The organism is Planococcus shenhongbingii, from assembly GCF_030413635.1.
Lineage (GTDB): Bacteria > Bacillota > Bacilli > Bacillales_A > Planococcaceae > Planococcus > Planococcus shenhongbingii.
The window spans coordinates 3,877,955-3,901,672 of sequence record NZ_CP129235.1 but is presented as its reverse complement, the minus strand read 5'-3'; the positions used below and the strand labels follow the sequence as shown (position 1 = coordinate 3,901,672).

Genomic DNA, 23,718 nt, shown 5'->3' with positions numbered 1-23,718 from the left:
TTTTCCTTTTAAATAAGCAACCAATTTTATACCAATCCCATGCCGCCCATGATGATGCCGGCAATTACTGCAATTGTGGGTATTAAAAAAGCAACGACGAATACATCTTTATATGTTTCCCTATGGGTCAATCCGGTAACGGCAATAAGCGTTAAAAGAGCCCCGTTATTGGGAAGGATTGAAGCGCCTGATGCTACTGCGGCCATTCTATGGAACACTTCCGGGCTAATGCCTGTGGTTTGAGAAAGGCTGTAGAACGTGTCGCCGAGTGTACTGAGGGCGATTCCCATCCCGCCGGAAGCGGAACCTGTGATAACCGCCATAATTTGAACAGCTAAAGATTGAGCCACTAATGGATTATCTGAGACGTTCAGCAGCCATTCGGTTATGTTATCAAATGCGGGAACTACCGCTATGACAGCTCCAAAACCAACCGCCGCACTCGTATTCAAAATGGCCATTACCGAGCCTTTGGCACCGTCGTTAATAGAGAAAACGAACTTTTTATAATCCTTTATGTTAATAAGCATAATACTGAGTACACCCAGGATTAACGCATAGATCGGTTCCAATTTCACGATATTTAGCAGCACGACTACCACCATAAGAGGAACTAAAGACAAAAGCCAATTCGGAACTTTCTCTTCTTCTTCTTTTTTCTCAGTGGCCGCTGATTTATTTGGTTCTGTGAACCGATCGCCTTTAGCAGAAAGCTTTTTCTCTCTGTAGGCCAACCAGAAGTATCCGCCAACGGCCATGATCAATGTCGTGACAATCCCGATTACCGGACCTGCCGTTGGGGTTGTGTTGTAATAATCCATGGGGATCAAGTTTTGAATTTGTGGTGTACCCGGCATGGATGTCATGGTGAACGTAAAAGCTCCGAGAGCGAATGTGGGAACCAGCAACTTTCTGGTGATGTTTGCTTCACGGAAAAGTTCCAGAGCAATCGGATAAACTGCAAATACCACAACGAATAAACTAACTCCGCCATACGTCAGTAAAGCGGAAGCGATCAGCACGCCAAGAATTGCTCTCTTTTTCCCGATTAACTGCGTTACTTTATGGGCAACGGCTTTGGCTGCGCCGGTTTCTTCCATCAACTTTCCGAAAATTGCACCTAATAAGAAGATCGGGAACCAGCTTTTCACGAATCCCACTAATCCATCCATATAGGTTCCGGTATAGGTGTCGAATACATCCAATCCACTCATTAAAGCGACGACGCCGGCAGCTAATGGGGCTACCCAAATGATGGACCATCCAAGATAGGCTAACGCCATCAACAATACTAGACCAACGATGATGCTCAACATTTGAACTCACCTCCTTTCAATTGTGATGCGGATGATTTTGTTTCTAAAATATAAATAGTGCGAATCCTCCTTGGAAATATGTTATATCAGAATATTAGAGATTACAGAATAGTAAAATAAAATATCTCGAATTCAAGATAATTTTAGTGCGCATCTCCGCCTTTGTCAAACAAAGAGGTTTCCGGCTATTTTTTGAGAAACGTTCTTTCTGGATGCTTAATTTAGGTCACTACTTGTTTTTGTTGGCATTCAAGAATAGAAAACCAGTATAATTTTTGATCTGTTTTTGTGCCTGGAATATAAAGTTGGCATATTGACAAAAAAGTCTAATTAAGTCTATGATTATTTAAAAATAACTTATTGTTATTTTTAAATAATATATTTTATTTTTGTCTGGTTATTTAAAATATTAAAGTGGGGTTAAGGGGAGTAAAGATGTTTCTTACTCGACACGGGATTTTAACGTAAAATACTTTTGGGGGTTTTGTTGTGGATTTGTTTATTATTTTATTAGCGCTTGGACTGCTCATGTTCACCGCCTACCGGGGATATTCGGTCATTTTGTTTGCGCCTTTAGCTGCATTATTGGCGGTTTTCCTGATAGATCCTGCTAATATCCTGCCGTTCTACACAGGTGTTTTCATGGAAAGAATGGTCGGATTTATTAAAACTTATTTTCCAGTATTTTTATTAGGGGCCATCTTCGGAAAAGTCATTGAAATGTCCGGTATCGCTGAGTCAATTGCGAAAACGATCGTCCGGCTCATAGGCGAGAAGCAAGCAATGCTTACCATTATCATCTTGGGGGCAATTCTAACGTATAGCGGCGTTAGCTTATTTGTAGCAGTTTTTGCGATTTATCCATTTGCGGTTCAATTATTCAAGAAAGCGGATATTCCTAAAAGACTTATGCCTGCGACGATTGCATTAGGAGCGTTTACATTCACGATGGATGCCTTGCCTGGCACCCCACAAATTCAAAATGTTATTCCTACCACTTTCTTCGGTACAGACATTTATGCGGCACCGATCCTCGGAATTATAGGAGCAATCATTGTATTGTCTGCAGGACTGGCATACTTGGAATTCAGACGAAGACAAGCGGTGAAAAATGGAGAGGGTTATTACGGGTTTGAGGGTAAAAACCCTGCCTTGCCTGAAAAGGAATTCATAAAAGAAAAGGAATCTGCTTCTGATTCCAGTGCAAATCATTCTATACTAAGGCAAGTTCTGGCTTTTGTTCCGCTTGTTCTCGTAGCGGTTATGAACAACTATTTAACGAAAGCGATCCCTACTTGGTATCCAAATGGGTTCGATTTTTCTGCCATGGGGTTAGATCAATATTCGGTTGATGTAACGGCCAACGCTGCTATTTGGGCAGTTGAAATGGCATTGGTGGCAGGGATTGTGGCAGCTCTCGCATTCGATTGGAAGCGAGTCACGGGAAATTTGAAAGAAGAACTAAATAAGAGCATTGGGGGTTCCTTGCTTGCTGTTATGAATACGGGGTCGGAATATGGCTTTGGTGCAATTATTGCTGCACTTCCAGGCTTTGCGAAAATCAGCAACGGAATCTCTGGTGTCTTTACGAATCCACTCGTTAACGGGGCAATAACTACGAGCACGCTGGCCGGAATTACCGGATCTGCATCCGGAGGGATGGGAATTGCGTTAAGTGCAATGGGAGATACCTTCAATCAAGCAATTGCAGCAGCGAATATTCCTCCTGAAGTCATGCACCGCGTGGTCGCTATGGCATCCGGAGGTATGGACACACTTCCGCATAATGGGGCTGTTATTACGTTGCTTGCTGTTACAGGGTTAACACATAAACAATCGTATGGCGATATATTTGTTATTACAATCATTAAAACATTGGCTGTTTTTGTCGTTATTGCACTCTATATGTGGTTTGGCATTGTTTAAGAAGTATCAGATTTTATGCATTCATAAGGATTAATAAAGTTCTTCTCCGATTTTAAAGAGAATATAACAAGTAGCTGCAAAGCGATAAAGGAGATGCGAAGTGATTCGCATCTTTTTTGTCTTCGTATAGGGAAATCTCTGCTGATGTCGAATATAGGTAGACAGAAAAGTAGCTGTTGATAGTGGATATGGGCAAAGAGACTTCTGATATCGAAAGAAGAGCATCACTTTCTAACAAACGTGCTTTTGCAATCAAAGTTCTACCTATAAGAAGGAGGGAAGAAACTGATGGACATCAAACGCGGCGAAAATAAGTTTTATATCGGGGAGGATGCGGGACATCCTGATGCAGAGATCCATTATGTACCAACTGGCGCTACACGAATCATTGTGGATCATACGCATGTCAGTGATGAGCTTCGAGGACAGAGAGTAGGCGAAAAATTGGTAATGAAAGTTATCGAGTTCGCAAGAGAAGAAAACCTGTTGGTTGTTCCTCTATGCCCATTCACGAAACACCAATTCGAAGTTCATCCGGAATATGCGGATGTACTAGCCAAGTGAATCGAGAAGGAGAACCTTATTCATTCGGGATCCATTCATCGATGTCGTTGTTCACGGACTTCGGGAATATGAGCGAAGTCAAACCGGCAGCGGTCAATGAGCAACCTGTCACTGCGATACAGAATCAGGTCCAGACTTGAATCGATTTCTTCAGCTGTTACGCAATCAATAAGAAATATGAGGAATCATTGCAAGCAAAGAAAAAGAGGAGTCCGGATTTCTGGACTCCTCTTTTTCTTATATCCGATAAAAGTTAGAACAATTGAGCTGCCAAAGACCATCAAGCAGTGCGAGATTCATTCGATTTAAATGGTTGACGTTAAAAAATAATCGTGTTATGATTATCTCGAATTAAAGATAAATTAATTCAAGATAAATGAGGTGAACCAAATGGAATTGCCGAATCTTAACTTGAAAGCATTGACCGTCCTCGTACGGGCAACCGATTCCCTTCACGAGGTCATTAAAAAGGACGTGGCCCAGTATGGCTTGAATCCGACCGAGTTTTCGGTATTGGAGCTGCTGTATCATCAGGGAAAGCAGCCGATTCAACTGATTGGAAAAAAAGTGTTGATTGCGAGCAGCAGCATCACTTATGTCATCGATAAGCTGGAAGCGAAAAAATTCGTTGCCCGGAAAGCGTGTCCTGAAGACCGGCGCGTGACTTTTACCGAACTCACGAAAGAAGGCCAACGCTTAATGGAGGCCATTTTCCCGGAACATGAGAAAACGATCAATGAGGTATTTCAAGGCATGGACCGAGCGGAAGTTGAAGCTTTTATTGAAACCGTCAAAAAAGTAGGCTATCAAGCAAAAAGCCTTTAATTTTTTTTAATTATATATCTCGAATTCAAGATATTTGATAAAAATTTCCATAGCTAAAGTGCAATGTGAATAGAGCCCCAAAAGAACTTTTAAGGAGGTGAAAGAATACATGGGTTTTTTCAATAAATTATTCAAAACACAACAAGAGGAGGAAACAACAATGACAAACTTAAACATCGGCATCATCTTGGGATCAACACGTGAAGGGCGCTTAAGCCCACAAGTAGGGAACTGGGTCAAAGAATTGGCAGACAAACGCGGCGACGCCAACTACACAATCATCGACATCGCGGAATACAAATTGCCGTTACTAGGTGAAAATGGTAGCGACGCATCAGGCGCAGCAGCATGGTCTGAAGCGGTGGCAGCACAAGACGGATTCGTCTTTATCGCTCAGGAATACAACCACTCGATTACAGGGTCGCTTAAAAATGCATTGGATTACCTGCGCGTAGAGTGGAACAACAAAGCAGCAGGCATCGTCTCGTACGGCTCGGTCGGCGGCGCACGTGCAGCGGAACATTTGCGCGGCATCCTGGGTGAATTGTCCGTAGCGGACGTCCGCGTCCACCCGGCATTGTCCCTGTTCACCGACTTCGAAAACGGTGCGGAACTGAAAGCCGCTCCGGTCCAAGTAGACTCGGTCAACCAAATGCTCGATCAGGTTATCCCTTGGTCTGCAGCGTTGAAAACAATCCGCTAAGTATTTTTGTTCAAAGAAATTCGCAAAATGTGCATGAGCACATGCACATTTTGTGTTTTTAATAACTATAAATATTGAGCAAAATGTTTTCATAGGAATGGAAGGTTTTGCTGAAGGTTTATAGAGAACATAAATGATTCGTTATTTAGTTTATCAACGAAAGGAAGAATTCACCGTGAAGAAAATAGCAGGACACCACCATATTTCAATGATCACCAAAAAAGGCCGGCAAACCAATCAATTCTATCAAAAAGTACTGGGATTGCGCCGAGTAAAGAAAACGGTCAACCAGGATGATCCAAGTATGTACCATCTGTTTTACGGCGATCTGACCGGCAGCCCGGGCACCGAATTGTCGTTCTTCGAAATGCCGATGGCTGGCAGAACGAAACGCGGCACCGATGCCATCACCCGCATCGGACTGCTGGTCCCTTCGCATGACAGCTTGCTGTATTGGAAAAAGCGGTTCGAACTGCTGGGTGTGGAGCATGGGGAATTGACCGAGTATGCCGGACGCGACGCCCTTCCTTTTGAAGATGGGGAGGGCTTGCGGCTGATCCTGTTGAATAATGACGGGGCGGATGTCCCTTCTTACTGGCAGCCCTGGAAAGATTCGATTGTTTCACCTGAACACCGCATTTTGGGAATGGGCGCAGTGGAAATGACGGTTCAGTCGCGGGAAAGCTTAGCGAATACGCTGACCGGCTTGTTCGGCTACGAGCTCGCTTCCGAACAAGACCATACAGCCGTCTACCAATCGGTTCGAGGGCAGGCATTTGGCGAAATTGTTGTGGTCGAACAAGACGGACCGAAAGAAAAACCGGGGAAAGGCAGTGTCCACCATGTGGCGATCCGCGTGAAAGATGGCGTGGAACTCAAACAGTGGCGCCAGCGGATTCAGAAATTCGGTTTTCAGGTCATGAAAATAACCGACCGCTATTATTTTGAAAGTTTATATTTCCGGGAGGAAAACGGGATATTGTTTGAACTGGCGACGGATGGCCCTGGATTCACTGTGGATTCGACGATTGAATCGTTGGGAAAAGAGCTCGACTTGCCGCCGTTCCTGGAAGCCAGACGTGCAGAAATCGAAGCAAAATTAGAACCGATTGAGTAAAACAGAAAAGATGATAAGTCAAAATTTATTAGCAAAGGGGCAATAAAACATGATTCCAATCAATCCAAAACAAAATACGGAACGTGACAATTACAAGCTGATGATCGGCTCAATTATTCCGCGGCCGATCGCTTTTGTCACGACCCAATCGGAGTCAGGGGTTGTCAACGGGGCCCCATTCAGCTACTTCACGATTGTTTCCTCAAACCCGCCGATGGTGTCCGTAGCCATTCAGCGGCCAACAGGCGAACGGAAAGACACCGCCCGCAACATTTACGAAAACGGTGAATTTGTGGTCCATATTGTGGACCGGGACAATGTCACCAAGATTAACGAAACCGCAGCTTCCCTGCCGCCAGAGGACAGTGAAGTGGACATGGCCAACCTGACCCTGGTGCCGAGCACAGAGATTTCTGTTCCCGGTGTCCGGGAATCGAAAGTGCGCATGGAATGCCGGTTGGTGCAGGCGGTACCGCTCGGCGGAGAAGGACCGGGCAGCGACTTGTTTATCGGTGAAGTGGTCCAGTTTCATGTGGATGAAGCCATTTACGAAAACGGCCGCATCGACCCAAGAGGCTTGGATGCCGTCAGCCGGTTGGCAGGCGCAAATTACGCCGCCATTGGCGAGATCTTTTCAATCGAGCGACCCAAATAAAAAGAAGAAAGAAGGAATAAATGATGGAACATATCTTTAAAAAAGGATTCAACCCCGAAAAACCGGTCTTCCTGTTATTGCACGGAACGGGCGGAAACGAGCAGTCGTTATTGTCACTGGCACCGATGATTGATGCAGAGGCATCTGTACTCAGTGTCAGAGGGAATGTCTCGGAACACGGCATGCCCCGTTTCTTCCGGCGTTTAAGCGAAGGCGTATTCGATGAAGAAGATTTGGTGTTCCGTACGAACGAACTGAATGATTTTTTGGATGAAGCTGCGGGGAAATACGAATTCAACCGTGACAACATCGTCGCGATCGGCTATTCGAATGGCGCGAATATCGCCGCCAGCCTGCTGTATCACTTTAAGGATGCGCTAAACGGTGCCATCCTGCACCATCCGATGGTGCCAAGACGCGGCATGGAGCTTCCCGACCTTACCGGAAAACAAATTTTTATCGCTGCCGGCACCAACGATCCGATTTCCCCGGTCCGGGAAGCGGAAGAACTGCAAGAAGCACTCGAAGCGGCAAACGCATCGGTTGCTGTCCATTGGGAAAATCATGGCCACCAGTTGACCGGAAGCGAAGTGGAAGCTGCGAGACAGTGGTACCAGCAGAAATATTAATCATAGAAATGCATGCAATTCAAAACAGCGAAAAAAAGAGAAACTTATAGAACTATGAGTAAATAAAAATTTGGAGGAAAAAGAACATGATGGATATAGGTTTATTGATTATTAGAGTGGTAATTGGATTGTTGTTTGCGGCTCATGGAGCACAAAAACTATTTGGCTGGTTTGGTGGACACGGCCTGGCAGGAACTGCCGGCTGGATGGAATCGCTAGGACTGAAACCAGGAAAGACCATGGCCCTTACAGCAGGATTATCCGAATTGATCGGCGGGCTGTTATTGGTAATCGGCTTCTTGACGCCACTGGCTGCCCTATTGATCGCAGGAACCATGGTGATGGCCATTGTCAAAGTACATCTGCCGAACGGCTTATGGTCTACGGCGAACGGCTATGAATACAATTTGGTAATCCTGGCGGTAGTGATCGGTCTGGCGTTAACTGGTGCTGGCCAATACGCTCTTGACGCATTGTTATTCTGATTACACGAAAGTTCCTCTCTTTTGCTTAAGGCACAGTAGAAATAATGAAAATATTTTCGAAACAAATTAAAAATTACAGGAGGAAATAACATGAAAAAAACAGCTGGAATTCACCATATCACGGCCATTGTTGGCCATCCGCAAGAGAACGTTGATTTCTATGCCGGCGTATTGGGCTTGCGCCTCGTCAAGAAAACCGTGAACTTCGACGACCCGGGAACGTACCATTTGTATTTCGGCGATGGCGGCGGGAAACCGGGAACCATCATTACATTCTTCCCATGGGCAAATGCGTACCCGGGGAAAATCGGCGCTGGACAAGTCGGCGTAACTTCTTATGTCGTTCCAACAGGTGCGTTGTCTTTCTGGGAAGAACGGCTGAAAGGATTTAACATCCCGTTTGCGAAAGAAGAGCGTTTCGGCGAGACGTACTTATTGTTTGAGGATCCGCATGGCCTCCAACTGGAACTGGTTGAACGGGAACAAGGGGATTTGAACCACTTTGAGTTCGGCGGCATTACACCGGCTGTCGCCATCAAAGGATTCGGCGGCGCAACGCTGCTTTCCTCACGTCCGGATCAAACGGCGAAGACCCTGGAAGAAGTGATGGGGCTGGAGAAAGTCGGAGAAGAAGGCGACTTGATTCGTTTCCATTCGTCCAGCGATATCGGCAATGTCATCGATGTCAAAGCAACCCCTCTAGGACGCGGCCAGATGGGCGTCGGCACCGTGCACCACATTGCATGGCGCGCAGAAGACGACCAGGATCATGTGGAGTGGCAGGAACATGTCCGAAACCACGGATTTGGCGTCACCGAAGTCAAAGACCGCAATTATTTCAACGCGCTGTACTTTCGGGAGCACGGCGAAATCCTATTCGAAATTGCGACCGATCCGCCTGGCTTTGCGCATGACGAAACCCCGGAAACGATGGGTGAAAAATTGATGTTGCCGGAGCAGTACGAAACGCGCCGCGAACAATTGACGGAGGCACTGATTCCGATCGAAGTCCGCCCACTCGATTAAGAAAGACAGGTTTCATAACTGAAGATTTATATATAAGACTTGAGCTATTCACTGGAGGCTAATCGGGAATCAATCCGGTTAGCCTTTTTTCATTATTTATTGAGAGAGTGGAGGAAACGAAATGATCGCAAGCATTCACCAAAACATCTTCGAACTGGTCTGGAACAACACGAACGATGCCATCTTCACCATCGGCTACGATGGACGGATTCTGTCGACCAATCCCTCGTTTGAGAGCATTTTGGGCTGGAAGCAAGAAGACTTGAACGATGCCGATTGCTTTCCGTTCTTTGCGACTATTTCGCCGGCCGAACATGAAGCGCAATTGGCGTTGTTCCGACAGGGGCAGGATATTCCCTACCATGTGACAAAGCGGAAACAAAAAGATGGACAGGTGTTGGATATCCTGGCTTCTTACTGGGCAGTCAATGAAGGCGACGTGCTGGCAGTGGGCATGTACAAGGATTTCACGGAACAGATGGGCATTCAACGGAGGCTGGAGGCCAGTGAAACCTGTTACCGCAATTTGATCGAGTTTATTCCGGATGCGGTTTTTGTCGAGAATAACGGAGAAATTGTCTTTGCCAATACTTCGGCTCTGCAACTGACCGGAACTGCTAGCGTATCTGAGCTTCTCGGACAATCGATTTGGGATTTCTTGAAGACTGACGACCGAGAAACCTTGTCAGAACAAATCAAGCAGGCGCTGGCCAGAAAAGAACCGATCATTGAACAAGTTTCACAGCTCACGGGAGAGACCATTTGGGTAGAAATCAAAGCAATGAATATCAATTTTGAAGGAGAACCGGTGATTCAACTGCTGCTGCGGGATGTCACGGCCAAGAAAAATTATGAAGCGCAGCTGGAATACCTGGCTTTTCATGACCCCTTAACCGGATTGACGAACCGGCGCTACTTTACGGAACAGATCAATGAGGCGATTGAACGCGCTACAGCGCACGGGGAGATGCTGGCTTTTCTGTATATTGACATCGATAAATTCAAAGGCATCAACGATACGGAAGGCCATCAGATAGGCGACGAGTTATTGAAACAATTTGCCGGAAGGCTGCGTGCGAATATCCGAGGAGAAAATGTCCTTTGCCGGGTAGGGGGCGATGAGTTTCTCGTGCTGATCGATAAAGTGAAGGGCAAAGGAGTGGTGGAAAAAGTTGCTGAACGCCTGCATCAGGCATTCCAGGAACCTTACTTTCTGGAAGGACGGGAAATCGTAGCCACCTCCAGCATCGGCATCTCGTTATTTCCGGAAGACGGAGAAAATTCAACCACGCTGATCTTACGGGCGGACAAAGCTTTATACAAAGCAAAAGCCCAGCGGAACCAGTATCAATTTTACATTAAAGAATAAAGCAGCGAACCAGAAAGGAAGGACAGAGGAGCAGTCCCTCTGTCCTTCCTTTCTGGTTTTAGTCGAGAAGCTGCTTAATGATTTTTAAACCCGTCTCCAGTTCATCCAGAGAACCCGTTGAAGAAAGCGCAATGCGCAAATACTTATTTGAAGTAGTCTGTCCGCTTAAGAAGCGGTCGGAATGAAACACGCGAATCCCATGCTTCTCCATTTCGGCTTCTACTTCAGCATTCCCGATGTTTTCATCTATTTGAAGCCAACGGTAAAAACTGAGCGGATGCCCGCTATTTTCAGCCGAAGGAAAATAGCTGAAATACAAATCATTCGCCTGTTCAGCAAGCTCTTTCTTTTGCAAAACAATTTCTTGGGCTTTTCCCGATAAAATCAGCTCAGTAATGACTTCTGCGTCAAAAGAAGAGGTCTTTACATTGATATTGAAAATCGCCTGAGAGATTCTATCACGCATTCCATTGCCAAAAACCATATAGGCAACGCGCAAACCAGAGCAGATGGACTTAGAGGTGCCGCAAATATAGACGGTTTGCTCTGGCAGTAAATTGAACATCGGCTGCTGGTAATCGGTGATGATGCCTGCTGTAAGAAAGGCATGAATGTCGTCTTCAATCAAGATTAACCGGTGTTTACGGATAACTGCGGCCAATTCCTGTTTGCGGAAATCCGGAATCGTAATGGTGGTTGGATTGCTGCAAGAAGGCATCAGGAAAATGCCGTGAACAGTAATTTGGCTGCACTGCTTTTCCAGTTCACCCGGCAGCATCCCGAATTGGTCTCCAATAATAGGAACTAATTGAATATGAAACAGTTTCGCCAATTCAATGAAATTTGAATAGGTATATAAATCAGTAGCAATTCGATTGCCAGGTTCGAATAACGCCATCAAAGTAACTGCTAAAGCATTTTGGGCACCGGAAACAATTGCGACGCGGTCCGGGTCCGAATAGATGCCAAGCGGTTCCATCCAGTTGAGCGCGGCAGTTTTTTGATGAGGCATCCCTGTTGGATCATTGTAATTCAGCAATTGTTCCACATAGCTTTTCTTCGCTACCTTCTGAAGAGTATCTGTTACGTGCGCATTGGTCTGCTCAAAAGAGGTAACAAAACCAAGCTCGATGCGGTTGGGCGTATGGTCCGCTGAAATGGTGATGGACCGTGCTGCATTCGGGGCGACAAAAGTTCCGCTTCCTGTAATGGCATAGATTAAGCCTTTTCTTTCACATACTTTGTAAGCCCGGGTGATAGTAGTGAAATTCAGATCCAGAAAGTCGGCCAGTTCCCGCTGTGGAGGCAGTTTTGAACCAGGAGCAAGAAAGCCGTTGGCAATATCTTGTTCCAGCATAGAAGCAAGTGAGGAAAAGACAGGGCGTTTCAACGCTTTCTTATCCGGTTTCCAGGACATAGGGTATTGATCAAATGAATTGACGGGCATGGTAATCTCCTTATAAATTAATTTTTATAATTATAACACTTTAGATTCTTCGAATTATTGTAATCCATACAATTATTTCGTTCATTGTATGTTTTTTGTATGCTATAACTGAAGAAGAACTTATTGCAAGGACGTGAAATCATGAAAAGATATCCTCATATACAATTGGCATTTAAAGCGGCTTTTCCATACACCGTACCTATTTTTGCTGGGTTTCTTTTCTTAGGGATCGCTTACGGCATCTTTATGAATTCATTGGGATTCCATGCCATTTACCCAATTTTGATGAGTTTTTTAATATTTGCCGGATCTATGGAGTTTGTGGCAGCAAATTTATTGCTTCTCGCTTTCAACCCGATTAATGCGCTTTTTCTGACACTTATGGTCAATGCTCGGCATTTGTTTTACGGCATTTCCATGCTGGATAAATTCAAAGGAGTGGGGAACAAGCGCTGGTACCTGATTTTTGGGCTTTGCGATGAATCTTTTTCAATCAATTATTCAGCGAAGGTTCCAAAAGATGTAGATAAAGGCTGGTTTTTCTTTTTCGTTACTCTTCTCAACCATTCTTACTGGGTGATCGGCTCAACTATTGGCGGCATTTTCGGTTCGTTGGTCGTGTTCAACACCGAAGGTTTGGAGTTTGTCATGACTGCACTTTTTGTTGTTATTTTCATAGAACAGCTGATGACAGGGAAAAAGTACGCCAGTGCATTAACGGGGCTTGGGCTTTCAACTGCTTGTCTTGTTGTATTTGGAGGAACCAATTTCACCATTCCGGCAATGCTGGCAATTCTCGGGGTTCTTACCTTATTTAGAAGACCAATGGAGAAGAAAGTGGAGGTGACAGCATGACGATGACTTTAACGCAGCAAGTTGTAACGATTGCGATGGTGATTATCGGCACCATGCTCACCCGATTCCTTCCTTTTCTCATTTTTCCACCGAACAAAGCTACGCCAAAGTATGTCCAGTATCTGGGGAATGTCTTACCAGCCGCTGTCATTGGGCTGCTGGTCATTTACTGCCTGAAGGATGTCAATCTGTTTTCGGGAAGCCGGGGCATCCCGGAATTTTTGGCAATTGCTGTCGTAGCGGTGCTGCATGTCTGGAAGAGGCAAATGCTTTTGTCGATTGCAGGAGGGACCATCGTTTATATGCTTTTGGTGCAAACGGTATTTTAAGCCCGTAATCGTGAAGAAGAAAGCAGGTGAACAGCAATTTAATAGAAATCATGCAGCAGAACCCAAAAGGAAGAGACGAGGCAAAATTATAGCCACGTCTCTTCCTTTTATCTATGCGGCAAGAATATTTTGGTATCATATGTAATATAGCCAGCACAATAAAATTTGTTTCACAATATTTGTTCTTAGGTAAATACCTGAGTATATAAAGAAAAATATAGTTAGTATGACGGACAAGGAGGCATAAAATGAGATTTGGAATTATAGGAACCAATTGGATTACCGACCGGCTGCTCAAAGCTGCAAGAGATCTACCGGCGTTTAGCATCGGCGCCGTATACTCAAGGACAGAAGAGCGGGGAAGGGAGTTTGCTGCGAAATATGGAGTTGCGGCTGTTTATACGGATTTGGCTGAAATGTTCCAAAGCGGAAACATTGATGCAGTTTATATCGCTTCACCTAATACGTTTCACGTGGAACAAAGTATATTGGCGCTGGAAAACGGCATTCACGTCCTCTGTGAGAAGCCTGCGGTCACTTCCGTTGCAGAGATGGACCGTGTCATTGAAGCTTCCCGAAAGCACGGAAAAATGTATATGGAAGCGATGAAATCGATTGTCACTCCAACTTTTTTAAACCTGAAAAAGAATATGGATAAGGTTGGCCAAATCCGGCGTTTTGTCTTCCATTTCAATCAGTATTCTTCCCGCTACGACAAATATAAAGAAGGCATCATTGAAAATGCCTTCAAACCGGAGTTCGGGAATGGAGCGAAAATGGATTTAGGGGTTTATTGCATCGCGCCGATTATCCATCTTGCAGGCGAGCCGGAAAGGGTCCTGAAGAATAGCTATTCCTTATCAACAGGTGCAGATGGCCAAGGGAGTATGATTCTGGATTACAAAGAGTTCGAAGCAGTTGTCATGTATTCGAAAATTACCGATTCGTATGTACCATGCGAAATCCAAGGCGAAGAAGGCGTCATTGAAATCAATAAAATCAGTGACCCCACTCAAGTGGCCATCAAATACCGGGACGGGCAGACGGAAGACCTTTCTATGCCTCAGAAATTTGACACGATGTATTATGAGCTGAAGGAATTTATGAATTGCGCGGAAAACGGGCAAATTGAATCCGCCATCAATACGCATGAAATATCCCGGCAAGTCATCAAAGTTCTTACATAGCACTGTCGGTGAACTATTGAATGCAACAGCGCAGCAATCACGGAAATAATAGTTTTGCTGAATAGACCACGGCAGTGACGGTTGCCATGCTGAAGACAGTAGACATCAATACAGCTTGTGCGGCGTAATCAGGATGGTTTCCATATTCCAAGGCGAAAAGAGAACTGTTTCTGGAAGTTGGAAAAGAGCTGGCGATGAATAGAGCCTGGGCTGTAGTGCCTTCCAGACCCAACACGAGAATCACCGTGATGGCAATCACGGGAGACAGGATCAATCGGCCCACAATGCTTAGTACCAAAGGCAAAGAAAACCGGATTAGTTTGAGCGATGCGCTTTGCGCTCCGAGTGTGATCAAAGCGATTGCCAAAAAAGCGTCGGACGTGTTTTCAATAGGAGTCCAGATAAAGCTGGGAATCTGAATGGATAAAGCATGGCAAAGGATTCCGGCTAAAAAAGCATAGATGACCGGGTTTTTTAGGAAAACCTTCATAGCTTGCAGCCCTCGGTTATTGACCGATACGGAATTATACAAGCCATATGTATAGGTAAGCAAGTTCTGGAAGATCAAGACGACAATTTGGATGGACAGCCCTAAAGGGTTCTGGTGAAAAACCAGCTGGCTGACCGGCAAACCGAAGTTCCCGGAGTTGACGAGCACCACACTGTTTTTAAAGGTAGCAGAAAGGCTGCTGTCAAATTTCGCTGACTTTGCTATCCCGGCACTTAATGCCATCAAACATAAACTTTGGAGTATTAAAAAACTAAGGACGTGAAAAAGGGTATCCGCCTGCATGTCATTTTTATAAATATTAACAAAGCTCAAAGCTGGCATTAAAAGATAAGTATTCAATTTAGCGAGTGTATTCATATCCAGAGAATACTTAAGATGAAGGATGGCACCTGCGCCGATCAGCAAAAAGACGGGCAAAATGACGTTCATGATAATGAGCAGTAAAACCTCCATATGCGCTTCTCTCCATTCCGAAACAAAGCATTGAAAATCTTGCTTTTAGGATGTTTTCATTACAGTGTACTCATTCATCATAAGACCATTCGGGACTTAGATAAAATACCGATTGTGGATGGACAGGCATATAAGAAAAGAATGGCGGGCAGAAAAAATCGGCAAAAAAGAGCGTGGATGGGATCCACGCTCTTTTATAAATTCTTTTTAAAATCGATTGTTCGGACAAACTGTACAAATTCATTAGCGGCTTTCGACCGGAGAGCTTCTTCGCGGTAAAGCAGCCAGGTTCTTCTCACCAATGGATTTCCGGATTTGTCTTCTAAGTTGATTTGATGGAGAGTATCATGATTTTCAATAAGGACACTGGGAAGGATGCCGTATCCCAAACCATTCAAGACCATTTCTTTGCAGGTATCGGCTTTATCCACTTCCATTCCGAGCAAGGGCGGCTGAGAAAATGTGCCGGTCCACCAATTATCAATCATTGTTTTTAACAAATTATCTGTTTCATATTCGATTCTTGGCATGGAAGGCAATTCGTGCAGCCCAATTTTTTCCTTGGAAAAGATGCAGAGATTTTCTTCGAACAAAAGATGCTTCGGTCCAGGCCAATTATAATCGCCGCGGACAATTCCGACATGGACTTCCTGATTATAAGCAAGATTGAAAATGTCCCGGCTCCAGCCGGTTCTCACTTTGTAATTCACTTTCGGGAATTGGTCCCCGAATAGCTTGAGTAGGGCTGGAAGCTTGTGTCTGGTTATATAATTTGAAACTCCCAGCCGCAAAGTGCCGCTGACTTCCTGTCCCATATTCAAGACCTGATCTTTGATTTGGTAAAAACGTTCGAGCATTTCATCTGCGCATTTGGCTAAGAATTCTCCTTCTGGAGTAAACTGAACACCTTTTGTGCCTCGAACGACAAGGGTCCTCCCGTATTCCTGTTCTATTTGCTGAATCCGTTTGGTTAAAGAAGGCTGAGAAATATACAAATTTTCAGCTGTTTTCGTGATGTTCTTTTTTTCATAAAGCACTTTTAAGATAAGCCAGTCACGTTCGTTCATTGCTTCTTCTCCTTACCTCTTATCACTGCGACATCTATATCGAAACATTACCATATCATCCCGGAAAAAAAGAGAGAAAAGACCGTTTTACTAATGATTTATCCATTTTCTTATAAAATGACGAAAAATTTAGTTTTCTCTTCCGTACCTTAGTATACTATAGAAAAAGGTTCTCTAGTGGCAAAAGGCCACCTCAATCGATGTCCAGCCCGTTGGGAGGAAAAATAATGGGAGCAATCTTATTGGAATATGCTTGGGTTATGCTGGTTCTGGTTGGACTGGAAGGGATTCTGGCTGCGGATAATGCTGTGGTCATGGCCGTGATGGTCAAGCATTTGCCAGGGGAACAAAAGAAGAAAGCGTTGTTTTACGGACTGGCTGCAGCGTTTGTGTTCCGCTTTGCTGCTTTGTTCATGATAACGCTGCTAGTGGGCGTCTGGCAGATTCAGGCACTTGGAGCCGCTTATTTGTTATTCATCGCTTTCAAGCATATTTATGATCAACGGAAAGGACAGGGCAATGATTCCCTACTGGAAACGAAGAAAGGTTCCAGTTTTTGGGGCACTGTTTTCAAGATTGAAGTGGCGGATATCGCCTTTGCGGTCGACTCGATGCTTGCCGCGGTCGCCTTGGCACTGACATTGCCGCATCTTGGCGATACCAATATTGGAGGCATCAATGCCGGCCCCTTTGTGGTCATGCTGAGCGGCGGGTTGATCGGTGTCATCATCATGCGGTTTGCAGCTCATAAATTCGTTCAGCTGCTTGAAACTTACCCGCAGCTTGAAACAGCCGCTTTTATCATTGTGGGTTGGGTCGGAGTGAAGCTTTTGGTCATGACGCTGTCCCATGAAAAAATTCATATCCTGCCTCATGATTTCCCTCATTCGTTTACTTGGACAATTATATTCTGGAGCGTCTTAATCGGCATCGTTGCAGTCGGCGCCTGGCTGGGTCTGAGAGAAAAAGAGAAGTAATCGAGCAATTTACTAAAAAAGAACTCCGGGATCCGGAGTTCTTTTAATTTCAGAAGCGTATTATTTTTCGTGATTTTTTCTTTTTAGAGATAAGAGAAGTAAGATAGGTATTCGCTCCAACAGAAAGCGCCAGCACAGCTGCAAGGATAGGCAGCCAATTTTTTTGCTTCAGGGGAAGCGGCTCCGGCTCTCCAAACATTGCTGTCAGCACGAGCTCTTTCAGGCTGGGTGGCGGCATTTGCAGTTCCGATAAATAAGGGAACTGTTTGGTCAATGATTCCCATTCAAAAAGTTCTTCCTGGCATCCGGAACAGGAGGCTAAATGCTGTTCAAAAGCTTCTGTTTCCGCCGGCGGCATCTGAAGATTGAAATAATCCGGCAATTTTCTGATCATGATGCAATGAGATTTTTCCCGTTCATTTTCACTGGACGCTTTTAGTTGGTGGATCGCTTCACGAATATGGAGATGAACGGTGCTTTGGGGAATGTTCATTTTTTTCGCAATGGCGTATTGAGACAGTCCATCAAAATAAAACCAGCGCAAGAGTTTTTTCTGTTTTTCGGTCAAATGCAGCAAAGAGTTAGAGAGTGCGGCTCCTTTTTCCTGCCATTCCGGAGATTCAGCCGATGAGGTATTCAATTGGATGCCTTCTTGCAGGACTTCAAGGGAAGTTTTGCGTGTCAAAGCGAGCAGCTGCGAAGAGAAAGCAGTGCTGTCTTCCAGAGCAAAAGGAAATGAATGCCAAAGCTTTATGAAAACCTTTTGAACCACAACTTCGGCGATGTCCCCATCTTTTACCATACGATAAGCAAAAGAGTATATGAAGTGTTCGTATTTCTCGTAGTGCGAAATCAATATTTCTTGATTCTGAAGAGATTTTTGTCCAGATAAAACTCGTTCATCCGCATATAGCATTTGACTCCTCCTATGTAAATCAATACTTTTCGTCATCATACATAAAAGTCAGTATTTTGCACAACCGAAAAGAATTCAGAGTAGAACGAAAACTGACGAATTTAACACAAGGTTTGGTTTACCTATTCGAAAAGGGTAGAATGGAGTCATATCAGTTCAGAGGAGAGGATTTAATGGACAGTATCATTTTTGACTTGGACGGAACACTGTGGGATTCACGAGAAACAGTAGTCATGGCGTGGAACAAAGCGATTGAACAGAACGACAAAATAGATCATACCTTGACGAAGCAGCATTTGAAAGAAACCATGGGACTCCAAATGCATGAAATCATGCAAAAGCTGTTTCCGAATTTAAACGCGGAGATGCACACTGAAATCATTCAATCATGCGGAGAAATCGAAGGCGAATATATAAGTGAGCGAGGCGGTGTCCTCTATGAAAACTTAGAAGACGTCTTGAAAGCTCTAGCCGAGAAGTACAAATTGTATATTGTCAGCAATTGCCAGGAAGGATACATCGAAGCCTTCTATGAGTATCATGAACTGGAAAAATACTTTGAGGATTTTGAGAACCCTGGGAGAACGGGGCTTTCAAAAGGAGAAAACATCAAGCTGATCATGGAGCGGAATGGCTTGAAAGATCCGGTTTATGTCGGGGATACAGCAGGGGACCGAAAAGCGGCAAAAGATGCCGGCATTCCTTTCGTTTATGCCAAATATGGCTTCGGCGAAGTAGAGGATTACGACTACGCCATCGAAAAATTCGATGATTTGCTGGAGATTTTTTAATAAAGAAAAGGGCTGTCCTGAATGTCATTTAAAAGTGACAAAAGGACAGCCCATTTTTCTTTTATAGGATATTAACGCCGTTCTATTCGCTTCGGCGGACGCTTTCCGCGGGCACGGCCTCAGCCGCTTCACTCACTTCGTTCGCTCCAGGGTCTTCGGCTCGTGCTGTCCCGCAGGAAGCGAATCGTGCAAAAGCACTTTTGCACGGTTCGTTTGCGACGAAGCTAGCGCAGCGATGCAGGAGCACCATGTTTGCCCTCGCCGCCTTGAGCTCATTTCACTAGTATCACTTTACAGTTTAGCTATTTCAATAAAAAGAAAAAAGCGGCAGTATGCCGCATTACTAAGTATCGAGCATTACTAGGTTAGAAGCAGTCATAACTTCGCTTGAGTACGGAAAAACCCTTCACCCAGCGAGGCGCGTCCAAGGGCTAGGCGAAGCAGGAAGATGAGCGGTCTGTGCTCAGCTTCCTGTGGGAGTCAAAGAGGTGCCAAGAGAATTTGGGCACCTCTTTTGCGACGAGCTTGCGCAGGAGCAATCGTCTTTGCCTTTCCCAAAGCGCCCGATTGGCTTTTCCAAATATCTCCTGACAGTTACATATAAAATACGTACGACAGAAAAAGAAAGAGGCAATCCTGAAAGTCAGCAAAATAGACTTTTGGGACAGCCTCTTTCATATGTTGATTTTATATTAATTTTCTAGTAACTCGTCCATGACTTCTCGTAAATTCCGATCAAGTTTGGCCGAATGAGCGTATTCGGTTCAAGCGCGATCGGCTCACCATTGTTGTCTTCGATAATCGCATCTTCATCTTTTCCAAATGCCGTCAGGGCAGGGAGCAGCTCCGTAGTCAAATATTTGGTATCGCCAATGATTTCAAGGTTTTCTGTCTGTATTTCAGAGCGGGATGCCAGCACGTAGCCCCAGCCGCCGAAACTTGGAATATCAGCGTGCAGGTTTTCCGTCTGAAGCCCGGTTGCCTGAATGGTCTTATCGATCGTCCAGTAGACTTGCGGCGCAAATACAGGGCTTGTTGCCTGGACCATCATGGCGCCGTCTGGATGCAGATGGTTGCGGGCAAGTGAGTAAAATTCCAGTGTATAAAGCTTGTTGAGCGATTCGTTGTTCGGGTCGGGCAAGTCGATGATGATGACGTCGTAAAAACCGTCAGCGCCCTCTAAAAAGCGGAAAGCGTCTTCGTTGACCACATTTACTTTCGGGTGGTCGAGAGAACCTTCATTGAGCTCGGTTAGCAGATGATTGGTCCGCGCGGTTTCCGTCATTTTGGGGTCAAGATCGACAAGATCCACGCTTCCCAAATCTTCATATTTCAACAATTCACGGACCGCCAGCCCATCGCCGCCGCCAAGCACCAATATACGGTCATGCCGGGCTGCAGCGGCCATTGGTGGATGGACCAGGATTTCATGGTAGCGGTGTTCATCCGAGGAGCTGAATTGCAGCTGGCCGTCTAAGTAAAGCCGGGTATCGCCTTGCTGTTTCGTCAAAATGATTTTCTGGTAAGAGGTCTGCTCGGAGAAAATCACCGGATCTTTGTAGAGCTGCTGTTCGAAATGGAAGGCAGCCTGTTCCCCGAAAAGAGCTCCAAGAATCAAGATGGCTAAAAACAAAAGGCCGAAAGAAACGTGCAGTTTAAAGCGTTTCAGCTCATGTTTAAAGCGGAACACAATCCAAAGCGCGACGGTGACGTTGATCAAAGCCACCAGGAAAGCGGTTTTCACTAATCCGAAATAAGGGCGCAGCAAAAACAAAAAGAGCAGTCCGCCGACAAGCCCGCCGGCATAATCGGAGAACAGCACTTTGGCTGCGCTTTTTTGCAGCGATACACCGATTTCATTTGCTTTCCGGATCAAAATCGGCAGTTCAACACCGGTCAAAGAGCCGACAATCAAAATCACGCTGTATAAAAACAGCGAACCGGTGCCAGGGGGCAGGTAAGCCGTTACGCCGAACAGCAGCATGGCGGAAAAGCCGCCGATAATGCCGATGGAGTATTCAATCCAGATGAATGATGCAATCAAATGCCGGGTCATTTTTTCACTGAAATATGCACCAATGCCCATCCCAGTTAAAAAAAGAGAGATGGTAAGTGTGTACTGCTTCACTCCATCTCCTAAAATGTATGAACCGAGCGCTCCGAACAGCACTTCAAAAATGATGCCACAGATGGAAACGATTCCGGATGCATAGTAAATCGCCCGGCTTTGCCGGACGGATTCTTGTTCTATCAGCATTCAAAACACCGCCTTAAGTAATAGAAGCGCCAATGACGAACGCTAACCCGACTGAAACGGCAAATGAAATGATGCCCACAGCTGTATTTCTTTCTTTCAACTGGATCTCCACTGAAAAACGGGGAGTCAGCAATTCGAACAGGAAATAAGCGATAAATTGAAGAAGCAGTCCGAAAAGCCCCCAGACGACGGTTTCAAGAATAGAGTCATTATGCAGAATGGAAAAGGTAAGGATTACGCAAGTACCAATAATTTTGCCGGCAATCGACAAAGCGACAGCAGAATTGTTTCCTTTGATTTCTTCCCAATCCTTATATTTTCTTGTCAATAATTCGAAAATGACAAGGCCTATGAGTACTACAGCAATCGCTGAAATGAAATATAAAAATGTCAGTAAGAATGAATTCACTACTCAAGCTCCTTTGCTGTGTTTTATTTTCCGACGCCCGGACCGCCTCCGCGGAATGTTGAGCCGCGGCCAGTGGTAGCTGAAGGAATGGAATTATAACCGCCTCCGCCCGAATAGCATCCACCGCGTGCACAGCGGCTTGCCTGTGACTGGTTCCAGCCAGATCCGAACCGGTTGCTTAAAAGCGATCCCAACAACATCCCTGAGAAAAAGCCGGGATTATAATGGTTCCGGACAAATTCCTGGTCTGCCACTTCCACAAGCGTAGTGCCTGGGTTTTCTGGATCTTCTGTCAAAATAATGAAGTCATCATTATAAACCAGTACTTGCCGGCCTTCGATTTCTTCTCCGACTTGGTCCGGTTCCTGTGCTTCACTCAGCTCTGCTACCGTGCCTGCCAGGTCTTTATCGGACCGGTATAACATGGCGCTGCTGTTTGAGCCGCTGTCACTTTGAACGGCATTTACAAAGGTATAATTGTTTTCGACATAATCTTCGGCCTGCGACAGGCTGCCGCATGCCGACAGGAAAAGCACTGCAGCCACCAGGCCCGTTAGCCATCTCTTTTTTTTCATTGATCGCACACTCCAAATGAACGGGAACGGCCCGCTCACAGAGGAGCAGACCGCAGTTCGTTATTCTTTTCCAAGCTGCTTTTTCAGTGCCGCCAGTTCATTGTCCACTGAGCTGCCTTTTTTAAGGTCTTCAAATTCGTCATCGAGGCTGCGTGAACCTGCCCGCAAGTCTTCCGAAGTTTCAGCTTCTGCTTCCAAGTGCATCACTTTTTCTTCCATCCGATCAAAACCTTGGCGTGATTCGTCGCCTCCTACAGAACTCATCGAGCGATTGATTTTGGTTCGTGTCTTCGCCGATTCTGCACGGGCTTTCAACGAATCCTTCTTAATCTGCATTTCTTCGTATTCGCGCTTCATTTCCGCCAGTTTTTCGCGCAGCACTGTCGAGTCGCTCGCGGCCCGTTCATAAGCTTCTTTCATGGAATTCGCTTGGATTACATGATTTTGCTTGTCTTCAAGCGCGCGGCGAGCCAGATCTTCATTGCCGGCTTCCACCGCTTCAACGGCCTGCTGCTGGCGTTTTTCGACCATGCTGCTGGCGTCGTCGTATTTCTTTTTCAGTATTTTTTCATTAGCCAGCTGCTTCGCCACGGATGTTTCGGCTTCCCGGATGTCGAGCGCCATATCCCGCATAAACTGGTCGAGCATTTTTACCGGATCTTCTGCTTTATCAAGTGCTGCATTTAGTTCGGATTCTACATAAGTTTGTATACGACTGAAAAATTGAAACATATTCTCTCCTCCAATTTGGTTAGCTTCCCGCTAAAATAGTGATTTCGTATTCTTCAATTCCGTAGCCTTTGCTGACTTCGACTTCGCCGCCCCATACTTCAACGGATAAAAACGATTCTCCTAATTCATCCGCGTATTCGTAATAATCCATCTCTGCGCCGTTGACATTCTGGCTGCGGCCTTCTGATGTCACGTAAGCACGGCCTTGTTCTTCAAGAAAATAATCTTTGCCGTCATGCGTGACTTTCTTCGTCCCGGGCTCAAGTCCCGGAATCCGGATTTTTTGATAGACGGCCACTTCCAGCTCATCATCCATTTCCACGCTAAGCCAAATGCTCTTGCCGCCGGATACCAGTTGATAGGCGTCCCATGTATAGCCGCTGTCGTTGTAATGAATTTTGCCGGCCACTTCGTAATCCGCCAGATCATAGGTGACAAAATCTTTGACGCGTAGATTGCGCAGCGTCCGTTTTTCCACTTCCGGCTCCTTTTTTTCGGTCCCCTTAAATAAACGGCTTAAAAAACCCATTTTCTCACCTCTTTTAGAAATACGAGCCATGCATAAAGAAGTTTCATTTTTTTGAATATAACAGATTC

The 23,718-nt window shown here is 45.3% G+C and carries 26 protein-coding genes; 16 read left to right on the top strand and 10 right to left on the bottom strand.

Translation table 11 applies throughout. The annotated features are described in order from the left end of the window. Window positions 1-26: 26 nt before the first annotated feature. Window positions 27-1,316, bottom strand: coding sequence for a GntP family permease (locus tag QWY16_RS18950; RefSeq protein WP_300990790.1), 1,290 nt, complete (start codon window positions 1,314-1,316; stop codon window positions 27-29). Between the two features lie 489 nt (window positions 1,317-1,805). Between QWY16_RS18950 and QWY16_RS18945 the strand changes: the two genes are divergently transcribed. From QWY16_RS18945 to QWY16_RS18895, 11 genes are all read left to right on the top strand, one after another. Next, window positions 1,806-3,242: a GntP family permease gene (locus tag QWY16_RS18945; RefSeq protein WP_300990789.1), complete on the top strand. Its 1,437-nt coding sequence runs from the start codon at window positions 1,806-1,808 to the stop codon at window positions 3,240-3,242. A gap of 288 nt (window positions 3,243-3,530) precedes the next feature. Then, the gene (locus tag QWY16_RS18940) at window positions 3,531-3,806 is read left to right on the top strand and encodes a GNAT family N-acetyltransferase (protein WP_300990788.1); all 276 of its coding nucleotides are present in this window, start codon (window positions 3,531-3,533) and stop codon (window positions 3,804-3,806) included. Beyond that, window positions 3,803-3,946 carry a hypothetical protein gene (locus QWY16_RS18935; protein WP_300990787.1) on the top strand — a complete coding sequence of 48 codons (144 nt, stop codon included), beginning with the start codon at window positions 3,803-3,805 and terminating at the stop codon, window positions 3,944-3,946. Before QWY16_RS18940 ends, QWY16_RS18935 begins: the two co-directional genes overlap by 4 nt. Before the next feature lie 250 nt (window positions 3,947-4,196). After that, entirely contained in the window at window positions 4,197-4,631 is a 435-nt protein-coding gene (locus QWY16_RS18930; protein WP_300990786.1) for a MarR family winged helix-turn-helix transcriptional regulator, read from the top strand. Between the two features lie 109 nt (window positions 4,632-4,740). Continuing rightward, entirely contained in the window at window positions 4,741-5,334 is a 594-nt protein-coding gene (locus tag QWY16_RS18925) for an NADPH-dependent FMN reductase (protein WP_300990785.1), read from the top strand. A gap of 175 nt (window positions 5,335-5,509) precedes the next feature. Continuing rightward, window positions 5,510-6,451, top strand: coding sequence for a ring-cleaving dioxygenase (locus QWY16_RS18920; protein WP_300990784.1), 942 nt, complete (start codon window positions 5,510-5,512; stop codon window positions 6,449-6,451). 49 nt (window positions 6,452-6,500) lie between these two features. Then, on the top strand, window positions 6,501-7,106 hold the full coding sequence (locus QWY16_RS18915; RefSeq protein WP_300990783.1) for a flavin reductase family protein: 606 nt from the start codon (window positions 6,501-6,503) through the stop codon (window positions 7,104-7,106). 20 nt (window positions 7,107-7,126) lie between these two features. Continuing rightward, a complete protein-coding gene (locus QWY16_RS18910; protein WP_300990782.1) occupies window positions 7,127-7,735 on the top strand; it encodes an alpha/beta hydrolase in 609 nt (202 codons plus the stop codon). Window positions 7,736-7,821: 86 nt separating this feature from the next. Continuing rightward, a complete protein-coding gene (locus tag QWY16_RS18905; protein ID WP_300990781.1) occupies window positions 7,822-8,220 on the top strand; it encodes a DoxX family protein in 399 nt (132 codons plus the stop codon). 90 nt (window positions 8,221-8,310) lie between these two features. After that, window positions 8,311-9,246 carry a ring-cleaving dioxygenase gene (locus QWY16_RS18900; protein ID WP_300990780.1) on the top strand — a complete coding sequence of 312 codons (936 nt, stop codon included), beginning with the start codon at window positions 8,311-8,313 and terminating at the stop codon, window positions 9,244-9,246. A gap of 121 nt (window positions 9,247-9,367) precedes the next feature. Then, on the top strand, window positions 9,368-10,615 hold the full coding sequence (locus tag QWY16_RS18895) for a GGDEF domain-containing protein (protein WP_300990779.1): 1,248 nt from the start codon (window positions 9,368-9,370) through the stop codon (window positions 10,613-10,615). A 58-nt stretch (window positions 10,616-10,673) separates the two neighbouring features. On the opposite strand, the gene QWY16_RS18890 is transcribed toward QWY16_RS18895, so the two are convergent. Further along, on the bottom strand, window positions 10,674-12,062 hold the full coding sequence (locus QWY16_RS18890) for an aminotransferase-like domain-containing protein (RefSeq protein WP_300990778.1): 1,389 nt from the start codon (window positions 12,060-12,062) through the stop codon (window positions 10,674-10,676). Between the two features lie 141 nt (window positions 12,063-12,203). Between QWY16_RS18890 and azlC the strand changes: the two genes are divergently transcribed. The 3 genes from azlC to QWY16_RS18875 all read left to right on the top strand — a co-directional run bounded on the left by azlC (window position 12,204) and on the right by QWY16_RS18875 (window position 14,433). Continuing rightward, complete coding sequence (gene azlC / locus QWY16_RS18885) at window positions 12,204-12,917, top strand: azaleucine resistance protein AzlC (protein ID WP_300990777.1); 714 nt, start codon at window positions 12,204-12,206, stop codon at window positions 12,915-12,917. Further along, window positions 12,914-13,246 (top strand): branched-chain amino acid transporter permease, encoded by a 333-nt coding sequence (locus tag QWY16_RS18880; protein WP_300990776.1) that lies wholly within the window; start codon window positions 12,914-12,916, stop codon window positions 13,244-13,246. The genes azlC and QWY16_RS18880 overlap by 4 nt, the downstream gene beginning before the upstream one ends. Before the next feature lie 248 nt (window positions 13,247-13,494). After that, entirely contained in the window at window positions 13,495-14,433 is a 939-nt protein-coding gene (locus QWY16_RS18875; RefSeq protein ID WP_300990775.1) for a Gfo/Idh/MocA family protein, read from the top strand. Between the two features lie 37 nt (window positions 14,434-14,470). Here the strand turns inward: QWY16_RS18875 and QWY16_RS18870 are convergent, their stop codons facing one another. Beyond that, the gene (locus tag QWY16_RS18870; protein WP_300990774.1) at window positions 14,471-15,397 is read right to left on the bottom strand and encodes an AEC family transporter; all 927 of its coding nucleotides are present in this window, start codon (window positions 15,395-15,397) and stop codon (window positions 14,471-14,473) included. A 194-nt stretch (window positions 15,398-15,591) separates the two neighbouring features. Then, the gene (locus tag QWY16_RS18865) at window positions 15,592-16,464 is read right to left on the bottom strand and encodes a LysR family transcriptional regulator (RefSeq protein WP_300990773.1); all 873 of its coding nucleotides are present in this window, start codon (window positions 16,462-16,464) and stop codon (window positions 15,592-15,594) included. A gap of 227 nt (window positions 16,465-16,691) precedes the next feature. Here QWY16_RS18865 and QWY16_RS18860 point away from each other — a divergent pair, with 227 nt between their 5' ends. Next, on the top strand, window positions 16,692-17,441 hold the full coding sequence (locus QWY16_RS18860; protein WP_300990772.1) for a TerC family protein: 750 nt from the start codon (window positions 16,692-16,694) through the stop codon (window positions 17,439-17,441). A 49-nt stretch (window positions 17,442-17,490) separates the two neighbouring features. On the opposite strand, the gene QWY16_RS18855 is transcribed toward QWY16_RS18860, so the two are convergent. Next, the gene (locus QWY16_RS18855) at window positions 17,491-18,357 is read right to left on the bottom strand and encodes a sigma-70 family RNA polymerase sigma factor (RefSeq protein WP_300990771.1); all 867 of its coding nucleotides are present in this window, start codon (window positions 18,355-18,357) and stop codon (window positions 17,491-17,493) included. Between the two features lie 173 nt (window positions 18,358-18,530). Here QWY16_RS18855 and QWY16_RS18850 point away from each other — a divergent pair, with 173 nt between their 5' ends. Further along, on the top strand, window positions 18,531-19,148 hold the full coding sequence (locus QWY16_RS18850; RefSeq protein WP_300990770.1) for an HAD family hydrolase: 618 nt from the start codon (window positions 18,531-18,533) through the stop codon (window positions 19,146-19,148). Between the two features lie 700 nt (window positions 19,149-19,848). On the opposite strand, the gene QWY16_RS18845 is transcribed toward QWY16_RS18850, so the two are convergent. From QWY16_RS18845 to QWY16_RS18825, 5 genes are read right to left on the bottom strand one after another with little or no spacing between them, the layout of a single operon-like run. After that, entirely contained in the window at window positions 19,849-21,402 is a 1,554-nt protein-coding gene (locus QWY16_RS18845; RefSeq protein ID WP_300993534.1) for a polyamine aminopropyltransferase, read from the bottom strand. Window positions 21,403-21,418: 16 nt separating this feature from the next. After that, the gene (locus QWY16_RS18840) at window positions 21,419-21,814 is read right to left on the bottom strand and encodes a DUF350 domain-containing protein (RefSeq protein WP_300990769.1); all 396 of its coding nucleotides are present in this window, start codon (window positions 21,812-21,814) and stop codon (window positions 21,419-21,421) included. A 23-nt stretch (window positions 21,815-21,837) separates the two neighbouring features. Beyond that, window positions 21,838-22,389: a DUF4247 domain-containing protein gene (locus QWY16_RS18835; RefSeq protein ID WP_300990768.1), complete on the bottom strand. Its 552-nt coding sequence runs from the start codon at window positions 22,387-22,389 to the stop codon at window positions 21,838-21,840. 60 nt (window positions 22,390-22,449) lie between these two features. Then, a complete protein-coding gene (locus tag QWY16_RS18830; protein ID WP_300990767.1) occupies window positions 22,450-23,121 on the bottom strand; it encodes a PspA/IM30 family protein in 672 nt (223 codons plus the stop codon). 19 nt (window positions 23,122-23,140) lie between these two features. Next, the gene (locus tag QWY16_RS18825; RefSeq protein WP_300990766.1) at window positions 23,141-23,650 is read right to left on the bottom strand and encodes a DUF4178 domain-containing protein; all 510 of its coding nucleotides are present in this window, start codon (window positions 23,648-23,650) and stop codon (window positions 23,141-23,143) included. Window positions 23,651-23,718: the final 68 nt, after the last annotated feature.